The organism is Streptomyces lincolnensis, assembly GCF_021173675.1.
GTDB classification, from domain to species: Bacteria; Actinomycetota; Actinomycetes; order Streptomycetales; family Streptomycetaceae; genus Streptomyces; species Streptomyces lincolnensis_B.
On sequence record NZ_JAIHON010000005.1, the window covers coordinates 324841 to 338109 of the forward strand.

A 13269-nucleotide genomic window follows, 5' to 3' on the forward strand; every position below is an offset into this window, starting at 1 on the left:
GGTGAGGACCCGCTCCGTCTGGAGTCTCAGCCGGCGGCCGCCGCCAGCACCGCCTCGACCACCCGCGCCACCGAGTCCGGGTGCAGGAACAGGAACAGGTTCGGCTCGACCAGCTCCAGCTCCATCACGCGGGGCAGCCCGTCCTCCCCGTCCACGAGGTCGACCCGCGCGTACAGCAGCTCGGGCGTGCCCGGTACGGCGGCCAGGGCGCGCTCGGCGACCGAGAGTTCGGCCGGCGTCGGGGTCCACGGCTCCAGGCCGGGATGGGCGACCTTGTCCGCGTCGAAGGCCGTGCCGGGCGCGAGCACGGCCCGCTTGCGGCTGGCGTGCAGCAGCCTCCCGCCGCAGAACTGCACCGCCCGCTCCCCACCCGCGTCGATGCCGCGCATGTACGGCTGCACCATCGCGGTGAGCCCCTCGGCGTGCATCCGCTCCAGATGCCGTACGGCACTGTCGTGCTGCTCGGGGGTGTAGCGGGCGGCGTACCGGGCGCCCGCCCCGGAGGTGGGCTTGACGACGTACTCGTGATCGTCGGGCAGGTCGGCCGGGCCGACCGGGTCGCCGGGCGCGAGGTACCGGGTGGGCACGACGGGCACGCCGGCCGCCGCCAGCTCCCCGAGGTACCGCTTGTCGGTGTTCCACCGCACGACGTCGACCGGGTTGGCGAGCCGGGTGACCTTGGCGCACCGCTCGGCCCAGGCCAGGAACTCGGCCGCCCGCCAGCTGTAGTCCCAGGTCGAGCGGAGGACGGCGAGGTCGTAGCCGCCCCAGTCCACACCGGGGTCGTCCCACACCACCGCGTCCGCCCCGGCTCCGGCCGCGCGCAGCGCCTCCACCAGCACGGGAAGGTCGCGGTCCTTGCTGGGCTCCGGTCCGGGGTCGTAGGTGACGAGGGCGACTCGGGGCACGGCGGGGGTCCCTTCTCATACGGCTCGTAGGCCCGCAGGGTCTTCAACTGCTGGGTGTTTGGCTTAAGCAGGCTGGTTGATGCTGCTTCGTGTCATCAGCGCGGATCCTCAGGATCCACCCACGCTTTCGTCCTGTTTATCCATGATTTACGCCAGTTTCGAGAGTTGCGGGTGTTCGCCGTCTCGTCCTCGTCGGATGCCGGCGATCGTAGTCTTCCCGTGTCTTTCCCCGGCCTTCCCGCACCCCGGGGTGCGGGAAGGCCGTGTCCTTGTGTGGCTGTCAGTCGTTAGGCCGATCGGAGTGCCTGGACGCGGCCGCTCCTGACGATGACCGGACACGTGCGGGAAGCGGGGTGGCAGGCATGGCCAGGCTGGTGGCAACAGCCACGTGCACCGCCTTCTCCGGTGTACTGGAGGGCACCGGAGAGCGGGTCGGGCAGGCCCTGTTGTTTGAACGGGTGGGTTTTCTGGCCCAGTTGAGCCGGGATCTGACCGGCGCTCTGGTGGCCGCCCGGTGGGACGAGGGCTCGCTGGACGTGCTGGCCGCCGGGGTGGACGAGCGGGGCGAAAAGCTGCCGTCCAAGGGGTGGATGGCACTGCGCCGTCTGTACTGGCCGCAGACCGTGCCGTCCCCGGCGGGGGTGCATGTCTCGGACCGGGTGCGGCGGGGCGCCGAGGAGTACGCGGCGCGCACCCTGCGCCTCGCCCTGCACCGGCGGACCATCGTGGCCGCCGTCCTGGCGACCTGGCCGGCCGATCCGCGCCGTCGCACGGAGGCGGAGTGGACAACGCTGCGGGTGCTGCTGCCCGCCGGGGTGAGCGGTGCGGAGATCCGCAACCGCACCCGGCAGATCCGTGCGTACCTGACCGAGCACGGGCAGCTGCCCGCCGGGCTGTGCGCCCTGGAGGACCCGCCGCACATCGCCCCACAGATGCTGCTCGCCGCGATGGACCGCCAGCAGGTCACCCTGGCCCGGGTGGATACGGCCACCGCCCGGCTGCGGGTCAAACTCCCCCTGCGCGCGGCCCCCGCCACGGGCCGTGACTGGGCCTGGCATGTGATCGACATCCGGCTGCCCGGCACCATCACGCCCGACGCGGTGCTGCACACCCCGACCCTGCGCCCCACCCGCACGGGCCGGATCGCCGTCGACCTGCCGCACTCCCGGCCCGCCCCGGCCACCAAAACTGCCGGCCATGCCGTGGCGCTCGGTTTCGACTGGGGCGTCAACACTCTGCTCACCGGCACACTCGGCCGTCTGACCGGGAGGGGCGAGGCGCGGCAGGTGGTCACCGACGGCCGTCCCCTGGTCTTCGACGCCACCACGGTCAGTGCCGCCCTGCACCGGCTGCGCGGCCACCGCGAGCACCTCGCCGCCAAGCGTGATCACCACCGGGCGCTGGCCGACGGGCTCGGCTCTCCGTACCTGGCCTGGAGCGAACATCTCGTCCGGGCCCGGGTGCTGGAGGCGGAGCATGTGCGGGTGTGCGCGCGGATCCGGCATCTGAATGCCGCCCTGGCCTGGGCTGCCGCCCGCTGGGCCGTCGACCAGGCGGCAGCGCTCGGCGCGAGCGTCATCTATCTGGAAGACCTCACCACTTTGGAAGCGCGCGGCCGCCGCAGGGGCAATGCCCGGCTGTCCGGGCAGGTGCGCGGCACCGTCGCCGAGGCGATCCGGCACCTGGGAGCGAAGGCACAGATCACGGTGGTCACCGTCCCGGCCCGGGGCACCTCCAAACGGTGCCCCGGCTGCCTCGCCGTGCTCACCCACCACCCCGCCCCCGACCGGCTGCACGAACGGGGCTGGAAATGGGCGCACTGCACCAGGTGCGGGCTGTCCATGGACCGGGACCACGCCGCCGCCCGCCGGATCGTCTCCCGCGGCCTGCTCGCCCAGACCCACACCACCACCGAACGTGCCACCGGTGCCCGCAGTATCCGCACCACCGTGGACGGCACCGTGGCTTCGGTCCGCCGCCCGAAGACGGCCACCCGCCGCCTGCGCCGCCAGCGCCACGCCGAGAGCGTTCCGCCCCGCCCGGCCGGGCCGAAGACCACTCCGGGCAAGCGGCACCCCACCCCCAGCAGGCCGAGCGGCACCCGGCACCGAGGTGTACGGCGAGCCGGCCCAGACCCAGCCCCCGGCTCAGAGACTTCCCGCCGTGCGCTTGATGTGCGTACGGTCCCCGCCACCACCCCCACCACGGGGGCAGTCCAGCGTCCGGCGGGGCATGACACCACGACACCAGCCGTATCCGGGCCGGTGCCAGGTCATGGAGTACCCGCACCCGGCCGGACCGAAGGCCTCCTTCGATCCGGCCGGGTGCGGCTCTCCCGCAGAACCTGTCGACGACGCACCCACGCCGCCGAGCGGACCGGCTTCCACCACCTGCACGCCACCGAAGTCCACCCCCTCACCCCGAGGTTCGGACCACCGGACAGCGACCGCACACGGCCACGCCGCGCCCGAAAAGCCTGGAAACCACAGGCACAAACAGAGTTCCAGAGACGCTAACCGTCGGCCCCGGAACCGCGACAACCCATTTGACCTTCACCTTTGGTGAAGCCCCAGCATCGGCGGGGAGGAACGGAGCGGCACACGCCGAGAACCGGGAGGGCCCGTATGGAATGGCTGACGATCGGCACCTTCGCGAAGGCGTCCCGGCTCTCGCCCAAGGCCTTGCGGCTGTACGACGACCTGGACCTGCTGCGTCCGGCACGCGTCGACCCGGAGACGGGCTACCGCTACTACACGCCGGCCCAGCTGGAACGGGCCCGGCTGGTGGCGTGGCTGCGGCGCCTGGGGATGCCGCTGGCCCGGATCCGCGAGGTGTGCGCCCTGGAACCGGCGGCCGCCGCCGGGGAGATCCGCGCCTACTGGGCCGGGGTCGAGGCGGAGACGGCCGTACGGCGGGACCTCGCCGCGTTCCTCGTCGACGAGTTGACGGCGGTACCAGGAAAGGACACCACCATGCTGGAACTGCGCTACTGCGCCCACTCCGACCGGGGCCTGGTCCGCCCCCACAACCAGGACACCGCCTACGCCGGCGCCCGGCTGCTCGCGGTCGCGGACGGCTTCGGCCCGGCGGGCGCACCCGCGAGCGGCGCCGCCGTGGAGGCGCTGCGGTTCCTCGACACGGAGGAGGTCCCGGCGGGCAACGTCCTCGACCTCCTGGAGGACGCGGTGCGGTCGGCGGGCGAGGCGGTACGGGAGGTGGCCCACGGAACCGACGAGACCGGCACCACTCTGACCGCCCTGCTGTGGACCGGCTCCCGACTCGCCCTGGCCCACATCGGCGACTCCCGCGCCTACCTGCTCCGCGACGGCGACCTCTTCCGCATCACCCACGACCACACGATGGTCCAGTCGATGCTCGACGAGGGCCGCCTGACGGAGGAGGAGGCCCTGTCCCACCCCCAACGCACCCTTCTCCTCAAGGCGTTGACGACCGGCGCCCCGGATCTGCGCTCACACGACGCCGCCCCCGGCGACCGCTACCTGCTCTGCTCCGACGGCCTCTCCCACGTCGTCCCCGACACCACCGTCCACCACCTCCTGACCACCGCCCCCTCCCCCGACACAGCCGTCCACCACCTCGTGAACACCGCGAACAGGGCGGGCGGCCCGGACAACGTCAGCTGCGTGGTGGCGGACGTGGTGGAGACGGCGGCGGCCTGAGCAACGGTTCCGTTCCTCGGCGCCGGCTTCGACAGGCCGCACAACACACTCTTTGCGATCTCGTATGAAGCGCATGAACCACCTTCCACCTGCACGAAGTCCACTTCGCCCGGATTCGGCGACCGCCCGGTAACCCTGAGTTCACCGGGCGGCTCTTCTCCGGAGTTCTACGCGCGTGGTGTGCTGCTCGCGCCCGCCGCTCACCCCCCGGCGGGCCCGTCAACTCGACCAGGAGTCACGCATGTTGTGGAAGGTCATCGGACGTACGGGCGTCGCACTCGCGGCCGGCGCCGCGGTCTTCGCCGGCGCTGTTCCCGCGAGCGCGGCGAGCTACTCCGCGTTCGCCTTCTCCCGGAGCGGCGGCCAGTCGCAGATCTACGACTTCATCGACTCGGCCACCAGCTCGCTCGACATGACCATGTACGAGCTGGAGGACGCCACCGCCGTGAACGACCTGATCGCCTTGGAGAACAAGGGTGTCACCGTACGGGTGGTCCTGGACCGGCAGCACCAGTCCGCGAACAGCTCGGCCTACACGGCGCTCACGGGCGCGGGCGTCGGCGTGGTGTGGTCGTCGTCGGCGTTCACCTACACCCACCAGAAGACGATCACCGTCGACGGCACCAGGTCGCTGATCCTGACCGGGAATCTGACGTCCCAGTACTACGCGACGGGCCGGGACTACGGCGTGTTCGACGACGACAGCCGTGACGTGGCCGCGATCGAGAAGGTCTTCGCCGCGGACTACGCCGGCACCTCGGTCACTCCCTCCGACGGCGACCACCTCCTCTGGTCCACGACCGATTCCCGCAGCCGTCTGCTGTCCGTCATCAACGGCGCCACCACCACGCTGGACGTCGAAGAACTGGAGTTCAGCGACAGCACGGTGATCGAGGCGATCGCCGCCCACGCCAAGGCGGGCGTCAAGGTCCGAGTCGTCCTGGAGAGCCCCGCCGGCTACTCCACCGAAGTCGCCGAGATCGAGTCGGCGGGCGGCACCGTCGTCGGTTACTCCGACCCCGACGGCTTCTACATCCACGCCAAGGCGATCGTCGCCGACTACGGCCTGTCCACCCAGGCGGTCGAGGCCGGCTCCATGAACCTCAGTTCCAACTCCCTCACCAACAACAGGGAGTTGGGCATCATCCTCACCGGTACCGGCGTCGCCCAGCCGGTCGCCTCGACGATCGAGTCGACCTTCGCGAACGACTACGCGGGCGGCACCGCGGCCTGAGCATCCGTCGGGCGCGGCGGCGTCTTCCGCGAAGCGGCCGCCGCGCCCCCCTACTGCCCCTCCTCCGGTTCCCAGTCCAGCAACCGCACCTTCGCGACCGTGCGGACATGGCGGCGCATGGCGGCGGCCGCCTGGGTGGGGCGGCGGGCGGCGATGGCGTCGAGGATGGCCTGGTGCTGGCCGAGGGAGCGGGAGGGGCGGCCGGGCTGGCGGAGGGACTCGGTGCGGCTCTCGGCGATCTGGTCGGCGATGGAACGCATGAACTCGGCGAGGAGACTGCTGTGGGCGGCGGCGGTGACCGCCGCGTGGAAGAGGCGGTCGCCCTCGACGCCGTGGCCGTCCCGCTCGATCTCCTCGGCCATGTGCGCGAGGGCGCCCCGCATCGCGGCGAGATCCTCGTCGGTGCGGCGCTCGGCGGCCAGTTCGGCGAGCTTGGTCTCCAGGGCCTCGCGGGCCTCAAGGACGTCCGGCAGGCGTCGGCGGCGTTCGACCATCCGCTCGACCGGCTCGACGTCGAGGCTGTCGCGGACCAGGTAGGTGCCCCCGCCGTGCCGGGCCTCCACCAGCCCCTGCACCTCCAGGACCACGATCGCCTGCTTGACCGAGGCGCGGCTGACCCCCAGGCGCTGGGCGAGGTCGCGTTCCGGCGGGAGACGGTCGCCGGCCTTCAGCCCGCCCTCGGCGACGTACTGCCGCAGTCGGTCCAGCACCTGCTCGTAGAGGCGCTGCTTGCTCATGGGGCGCAGGGCGTCGGTCACGGGGTCCCCCTCTCGCCGGGAGCGTAACACCGGCCCTCCCGGTGGCCGAGTGGCTGAGCCAATTTCTGCGCGACCCCTTGACTGGATCCCGCCGTGCGCCCACGCTAACCAGCCAACCGACCCGTAAGTGGCTCAGCCACTCGGCCACTGTGCCTCAGTGGCCGCCCGCCCCACGCCCCCACACACAAACGCTCCTCCACACAACCGCTCCGGGACCCAAAGACGGGAGCCCGTATGTCCCCCGAACTCATCTCGATCCTCGTCCTCGTCGTGGTGTTCGTCATCGCCACCACCCGTTCCGTCAACATGGGCGCGCTGGCCTTCGCCGCCGCCTTCGCGGTGGGTGAGCTCGTCGCCGACCTCGACGCGGACGGCATCTTCGCCGGCTTCCCCGGCGATCTGTTCGTCGTCCTCGTCGGCGTCACGTACCTCTTCGCGATCGCGCGGGCCAACGGCACCACCGACTGGCTGGTGCACGCCTCGATCCGGCTCGTCCGGGGGCGCGTGGCGCTGATCCCCTGGGTGATGTTCTTCATCACCGGCGCGCTCACCGCGATCGGCGCGGTCAGCCCGGCCGCCGTGGCGATCGTCGCGCCGATCGCCCTCAGCTTCGCCTCGCGCTACCACATCAGCCCCCTCCTGATGGGCGCGATGGTGGTGCACGGCGCCCAGGGCGGCGGCTTCTCGCCGATCAGCATCTACGGCACGATCGTCAACGGCATCGTCGAGCGCGAGAACCTCCCCGGCAACGAGATCGCCCTCTTCCTCGCCTCCCTGTTCGCCAACATCGTCATCGCGGGGGTCGTCTTCGTCCTCTTCGGCGGGCGCAAACTGTGGGCGCAGGGCGCGGTCGCGGTGGATGAGGAGCCAGGCAGGCCGGGCACGGGGAGCTCTGGGAGTACGGGGACCGCCGGTCCCTCACCGGCCAAGAACACCAACGGCACCGCCCCCAGCCCCACCGGCACCGGCACCGCCGTAGCCACCCGCCCCGACACCCCCGACACCACCCACCTCACCCCACCCCGGATCGCCACCCTCACCGCCCTGGTCGCCCTCGTCGTCGCCGTGCTCGCCTTCGACCTGGACGCCGGGCTGACCGCGATTACCCTCGCCGTGCTGCTGAGCACCGCGTGGCCGGAGGACAGCCGCAAGGCGGTCGGCCAGATCGCCTGGTCGACGGTGCTGCTGATCTGCGGTGTGCTGACCTACGTCGGGGTCCTGGACCAGATGGGCACCATCAAGTGGGCCGGCGAGGGCGTCGGCGGCATCGGCGTACCGCTGCTGGCGGCCGTACTGCTCTGCTACATCGGCGCGATCGTCTCGGCGTTCGCCTCCTCCGTGGGGATCATGGGCGCGCTGATCCCGCTCGCCGTGCCGTTCCTCGCGCAGGGCGAGATCGGCGCGGTCGGCATGGTGGCCGCGCTCGCGGTGTCGGCGACCGTGGTGGACGTGAGCCCCTTCTCGACCAACGGCGCGCTGGTCCTGGCCGCGGCACCGGACGTCGACCGCGAGCGTTTCTTCCGGCAGTTGATGATCTACGGAGGCATCGTGGTGGCGGTGGTCCCCGCGGTGGCCTGGCTGGTGATGGTGGTGCCGGGCTGGGGGTAGGACCGCAGACGGCAGCAGTCAACGACAGCGACAGCGACAGCGACAGCGACAGCGAACAGTTGAAGGAGTACGACGCGTGTCCTCTCTCTTCCCGGCCCTGACCGGCAGCCGGACCGACCGGCCCGCCCTGCGGTTCGGCGACCGGTCCCTGACCTACGGCGAGCTCGGCACCGCCTCCGGCGCCCTCGCGGCGCGGATCGGCGGGGCGGGCCGGGTGGCCGTCTGGGCGACCCCGGCGCTGGAGACCGCCGTCGCGGTGGTGGCGGCGCTGGAGGCCGGTGTCGCCGCCGTACCGCTCAACCCGAAGTCCGGGGAGAAGGAGCTCGGGCACATCCTGGCGGACAGCGCCCCCTCGGTGGTACTGGCCGCTCCGGGAGACGAACTCCCGCCCCCACTGGCGGAGTTGGCGCGCATCGACGTCGACGTACGGGCCACCGGACCCGCCGCCGCGGGCCGGGCGTCCGAGGACGACCCCGCCCTCGTCGTCTACACCTCCGGCACCACCGGCCCGCCCAAGGGCGCGGTGATCCCGCGCCGGGCGATCTCCTCGACCCTGGACGCGCTCGCCGACGCCTGGCAGTGGACCGGCGAGGACGTCCTCGTGCACGGGCTGCCCCTGTTCCATGTGCACGGGCTCGTGCTGGGCATCCTGGGCCCGCTGCGGCGCGGCGGATCGGTGCGCCACCTGGGCAGGTTCAGTACCGAGGGCGTGGCGCGCGAGCTGAACGACGGGGCGACCATGCTGTTCGGCGTCCCGACGATGTACCACCGCATCGCCCAGACCCTGCCCGAGGACCCGGAGCTGGCCAAGGTGCTGGGCCGGGCCCGACTGCTGGTCTCCGGCTCCGCCGCCCTGCCCGTGCACGACCACGAGCGCATCGCGGCCGCGACCGGCCGCCGCGTGATCGAGCGCTACGGCATGACGGAGACGCTGATGAACACCAGCGTCCGCGCGGACGGCGAGGCGCGCGCCGGGACGGTCGGCGTGCCGCTGCCCGGGGTGGAGGTGCGGCTCGTGGAGGACGACGGGGCGCCGATCACGTCGTACGACGGCGAGACGGTGGGCGAGATCCAGGTGCGCGGGCCGAACCTGTTCACCGAGTACCTCAACCGGCCCGACGCCACGGCCGCCGCGTTCACCTCCGACGGCTGGTTCCGCACCGGCGACATGGCGGTACGGGATCCCGACGGGTACGTCCGGATCGTCGGCCGGAAGGCCACCGACCTGATCAAGAGCGGGGGGTACAAGATCGGGACGGGCGAGATCGAGAACGCGCTCCTGGAACACCCGGGGGTGCGGGAGGCCGCCGTCACCGGGGAACCGGACGCCGACCTGGGCGAGCGGATCGTGGCCTGGGTGGTCCCGGCCGACCCCCAATCACCGCCCGGGGTCGAGGAGTTGGCCGACCACGTGGCCCGCCGCCTCGCCCCGCACAAGCGCCCCCGGGTCGTCCACCACATCTCCGCGCTCCCCCGCAACGACATGGGCAAGATCATGAAGCGGGCGCTGAGCCGTGACTGACCGCCGCACCGCCCGCGAGACCCTCGCCCTGATCACCGACGACTTCACCGAACTCCCCCACCCGGCCAAGGACTCGGGCCCCGACGGCCCCCTCGCCTGGCAGGGCTACGACGCCTCGCGCACCCGCGCCGCCGAGCGCACCGGCGAGACGGAGTCCGTGGTCTGCGGCACCGCGCACGTCGAGGGGGTCCGGGCGGTCCTCATCGCCTTCGAGTTCGGCTTCCTCGGCGGCTCCCTCGGCGAGCGCACCGGTGACCGGCTGGAGGCGGCGTACACCCACGCCCGTGAACACCGCCTGCCCGTCGTCCCGTTGGTCGCCACCGGCGGCAGCCGGATGCAGGAGGGCATGCTCGCCCTCACCCAACTCCAGCGCGTGGCCCGCCAGTCCGCCCTCACCCGCGAGGCGGGCCTCCCCCAGATCGCCGTCCTGCGCGACCCCACCACGGGCGGCGGCTGGGCCACCCTGGGCGCGGGCGCCGACGTCATCCTCGCCCTCCCCGCCGCCCAAGTGGGCTTCGCCGGTTCCCGGGTCCGCCCCCCGGACGCCGACCCGACGGCCTACACGGCGGAGGCCCAGCTGGCGGCCGGTTCGGTGGACACGGTGGTGCCTCCGGAGGAACTGCGGGGGACGCTGGGCCGGTGGCTGCGGCTGCTCACCTCCCCCTCGACCACCCCCGCCCCGGTCCCCACCCCCCTCGGCGCCTCCGCTCTCCCCACCACCGGCTGGGACGCCGTCCAGCGCGCCCGCTCACCCCGACGCCCCCGCGCCGACGCCTACCTGGACGCCTACTTCACCGACCGCCTCCCGATCAACGGTGACCGCTGCGGCGGTACGGACTTCGAGGGCATCCTGTGCGGGTTCGGCGACCACGGCGACCGTACGATCGCCTACGCCGCCCAGACCGGCACCGCGACCCGCCCCGCCGGCTACCGCACCGCCGCCCGCCTGATCCGGCTCGCGGACCGGCTCGGGATCCCCGTCCTCACACTGGTGGACACACCGGGCGCGGCGAACGACGCCGAGGCGGAACGGCAGGGCGCGGGCGCCGCGATCGCGGACGTCTTCCACGCGGTGGCCGCCGCGCGCACCCCCGTGACCACCCTCGTCGTCGGCGAGGGCGGCTCGGGCGGCGCCCTCGCCCTGGCCGCCCCCGGCAACACCTGGGCCACGCCCGACAGTTACTTCTCCGTCATCGCCCCCGAACTCGCGGCCGCGATCCTCAAGCGCCCCCCGGAGCAGATCGAGGCGACGGCGGACCAACTCCGGATCCGGCCGCAGGACTTGGTGGAACTGGGGGTGGTCCGAACCGGAGAGCGGACGACGGAGTCCGGATGACCACGCGACAACCCCGAGCACCGTCCGTAACAATGGAGACGCACACCGCAGCAGGACGACGTGGAACAGGACGACGGGGGCAGCGTGGAACGCTTGGTGGAGTTCGAGACCGCCGACGGGGCCGTGGTGTCGGTCGAAGCAACGGAGGAACGGACGGGCTCCCGGCTGGTGTCCCGCGGTGACGGCACGGTCCAGGCGGCCCGCACCTTCGAGGGAGCTCTCGAAGGGGTGCGCGCCGCAGCCTCCTCCGCGCTCCGCGTCTTCCGCGACAGCTCCCTGCGCCCGGACGGCGTCGAGATCGAGTTCGGGGTGAAGCTCTCCGCCGAGACCGGCGCGATCATCGCCAAGGGCACGGCCGAGGGACACCTGGTGGTGAAACTGACCTGGTCCCCGGGATCCGCCCCGGAGGCCGGAGCACCGCCGGCCGCGGCCGTCCCGGAGCCGCTCGCCTCGTCATGAGCGGCATGAGCAGCATGAACAGCGCGCAGTGGCACGCCCGGATCGAGTGCGGGGGACAGGTGGCCGGGGCCGGCTTCCTGGTGACTCCGACCACGGTGCTGACCTGCGCCCATGTCGTCCAGCGGGAGAGCGCGGGACTGACCGTGACGTTCACGGAGCGCCCGGGTTCCCCCGCCGTGCCGGCCCGGGTCGTCGCCCGCGGCGGCTGGGCGGGAGGCGACACCGACCCGGGCGACCTGGCGGTCCTGGAGCTGGCGCGGGAGGTGCCGATCGCCCCGGCCGCGCTGGCGCCCGTGGACACCGCACACGGCCCGACGGCCCCCCGCAAGCTGGTCGTGTACGGCTTCCCGGTCGGCTTCGACGAGGGCACGCTCGCCGAATACCGCATCACCTCCCCGCAGTTGATCAACCGGGAGTGGATCCAGCTGGAGGCCTGGCAGCCGGGCGGCCAGGCCCTGGCCCCGGGTTTCAGCGGCTCGGCGGTCACCCTCGTCGAGACCGGCGAGGTCGTCGGCATGGTCACCGCGGAGGGCGCCCCGGGCGTGCGCAACGGCCGGATGATGCCCACCGAGGTCATGGTCAGGTACTGGCCCGGCCTGGAGGGCCTGGTGCCCACCTCGGACCACGCCACCGCCGACCGGGCGCGGCTGCGCGGGCTGGTGGAGCGGGCGGTCGGTGCCGGTCTGGAGTGCGATCCGGTACGGCTGTACACCGCGTCCGCCGACCGGTTCGACCCGCTGCCTCCCGAGGAGGGCTTCGCCTCGCTGTGGTCGGCGGCGCTGTTCGTGCTGTGCGAGCTCGACGGCCCCGGCGCCGCGGGCACGGTCACACGGTTCGCCGACCAGCTGGAGTCCCTGCTGCGGGTCCCCGCGCCCGCCGCAGAGCCGGAGGCACCCGAATGGGCCCCCATCCTGGTCGAGTTGGCGCACAGCGGCGCCGGTGACGACCTGGTCCGCGTCGAGGTGTCCGCGTACAGCGGAGGGCACCGCCATCCCGTCGACTCCGACACCGTCCCGCAGTCCCGGCTGCGCGCCTACGTGCAGGACCGGATCGAGGCCGCGTTCCGCTGTCTGACGCCCGGCGCCGACGAGCTGATCGCGTTCGCGCTGCCCCGGGACTGGCTGGACTGGCCGGTCGATCGCTGGGAGTGCGCCCCCGACGACGCGACCCCGCTCGGCTGTCTCTACCCGCTCGTCGTCACCGACCACGCCCGCCGCAAGACCAGCACCCGGCATGTCCTGACCCGCGCCTGGATGCGCCTGGACTCCTCGCCGGGCGCCCCGGTGCACCGCGTGGAGTGCGCCGGGCCCGAGGAGCCCGGGCGGCTCCGGCTGCGGCTGCGCAGACCCGGCGCCTGTCTCGCCGGCTTCGCCACCGCGCCGGCCTCGCCCCGCACCCGCCCGCACTTCGACACCTCGCTCACCGCCCCGGCCCCGGTGATCGTGTGGTCGCGCAACGGCTGCGGCGCCGGCCAGGACGAGGACTGCGGCGGCACGGCCGGACCCTGCACCGGCAAGACGTTCCTGGACGAGCTCGACGCCCGCCTCGCCCGGGTGCCGCCGGCCGAACTGCCCCGGCACGTCCTGGCGTTGCGCGAGGAGGCCGACGCTGAGGACGGCCACTGGGCCCGCGACATCCAACTGCTGTGGGACGACCCGCGCTGCTTCACCGACCCGCACGACACCACCGCGCACGTCCGTTCCCCCGTGGCGTGACACCCGTACGAACCCGTGACACCCGTACGAACCGAGAAGGAGCCCGGGA

Annotated in this window: 10 protein-coding genes; 8 read left to right on the plus strand and 2 right to left on the minus strand. The window is 72.9% G+C overall.

Translation table 11 applies throughout. The annotated features are described in order from the left end of the window. Nucleotides 1–26: 26 nt before the first annotated feature. The gene (locus K4B79_RS15765; RefSeq protein WP_232027211.1) at nucleotides 27–908 is read right to left on the minus strand and encodes an ATP-grasp domain-containing protein; all 882 of its coding nucleotides are present in this window, start codon (nucleotides 906–908) and stop codon (nucleotides 27–29) included. A gap of 362 nt (nucleotides 909–1270) precedes the next feature. Here K4B79_RS15765 and K4B79_RS15770 point away from each other — a divergent pair, with 362 nt between their 5' ends. The 3 genes from K4B79_RS15770 (at nucleotide 1271) to K4B79_RS15780 (ending at nucleotide 5822) form a co-directional block, all read left to right on the plus strand. Then, nucleotides 1271–3424, plus strand: coding sequence for a zinc ribbon domain-containing protein (locus K4B79_RS15770; RefSeq protein ID WP_232027212.1), 2154 nt, complete (start codon nucleotides 1271–1273; stop codon nucleotides 3422–3424). Between the two features lie 108 nt (nucleotides 3425–3532). Continuing rightward, on the plus strand, nucleotides 3533–4588 hold the full coding sequence (locus K4B79_RS15775) for a MerR family transcriptional regulator (protein WP_232027213.1): 1056 nt from the start codon (nucleotides 3533–3535) through the stop codon (nucleotides 4586–4588). 241 nt (nucleotides 4589–4829) lie between these two features. Next, nucleotides 4830–5822, plus strand: coding sequence for a phospholipase D-like domain-containing protein (locus K4B79_RS15780; RefSeq protein WP_232027214.1), 993 nt, complete (start codon nucleotides 4830–4832; stop codon nucleotides 5820–5822). 50 nt (nucleotides 5823–5872) lie between these two features. Here K4B79_RS15780 and K4B79_RS15785 read toward each other — a convergent pair whose 3' ends face one another. Then, nucleotides 5873–6580, minus strand: a complete 708-nt coding sequence (locus K4B79_RS15785) for a FadR/GntR family transcriptional regulator (RefSeq protein WP_232027215.1) — start codon at nucleotides 6578–6580, stop codon at nucleotides 5873–5875. A gap of 234 nt (nucleotides 6581–6814) precedes the next feature. Here K4B79_RS15785 and K4B79_RS15790 point away from each other — a divergent pair, with 234 nt between their 5' ends. The 5 genes from K4B79_RS15790 (at nucleotide 6815) to K4B79_RS15810 (ending at nucleotide 13220) form a co-directional block, all read left to right on the plus strand. Continuing rightward, entirely contained in the window at nucleotides 6815–8188 is a 1374-nt protein-coding gene (locus tag K4B79_RS15790; RefSeq protein WP_232027216.1) for an SLC13 family permease, read from the plus strand. A 76-nt stretch (nucleotides 8189–8264) separates the two neighbouring features. After that, entirely contained in the window at nucleotides 8265–9710 is a 1446-nt protein-coding gene (locus tag K4B79_RS15795; RefSeq protein WP_232027217.1) for an acyl-CoA synthetase, read from the plus strand. Then, nucleotides 9703–11046, plus strand: coding sequence for a carboxyl transferase domain-containing protein (locus K4B79_RS15800; RefSeq protein WP_232027218.1), 1344 nt, complete (start codon nucleotides 9703–9705; stop codon nucleotides 11044–11046). Before K4B79_RS15795 ends, K4B79_RS15800 begins: the two co-directional genes overlap by 8 nt. 84 nt (nucleotides 11047–11130) lie before the next feature. Beyond that, complete coding sequence (locus K4B79_RS15805; RefSeq protein ID WP_232027590.1) at nucleotides 11131–11505, plus strand: CU044_2847 family protein; 375 nt, start codon at nucleotides 11131–11133, stop codon at nucleotides 11503–11505. A 14-nt stretch (nucleotides 11506–11519) separates the two neighbouring features. Further along, nucleotides 11520–13220, plus strand: coding sequence for a VMAP-C domain-containing protein (locus K4B79_RS15810; protein ID WP_232027591.1), 1701 nt, complete (start codon nucleotides 11520–11522; stop codon nucleotides 13218–13220). Nucleotides 13221–13269: the final 49 nt, after the last annotated feature.

Bases quoted from the DNA above. Each gene is read 5' to 3' on its own strand.
- K4B79_RS15770 (WP_232027212.1), top strand. From the start codon at position 1,271: ATGGCCAGGCTGGTGGCAACAGCCACGTGCACCGCCTTCTCCGGTGTA.
- K4B79_RS15775 (WP_232027213.1), top strand. From the start codon at position 3,533: ATGGAATGGCTGACGATCGGCACCTTCGCGAAGGCGTCCCGGCTCTCG.
- K4B79_RS15780 (WP_232027214.1), top strand. From the start codon at position 4,830: ATGTTGTGGAAGGTCATCGGACGTACGGGCGTCGCACTCGCGGCCGGC.
- K4B79_RS15790 (WP_232027216.1), top strand. From the start codon at position 6,815: ATGTCCCCCGAACTCATCTCGATCCTCGTCCTCGTCGTGGTGTTCGTC.
- K4B79_RS15810 (WP_232027591.1), top strand. From the start codon at position 11,520: ATGAACAGCGCGCAGTGGCACGCCCGGATCGAGTGCGGGGGACAGGTG.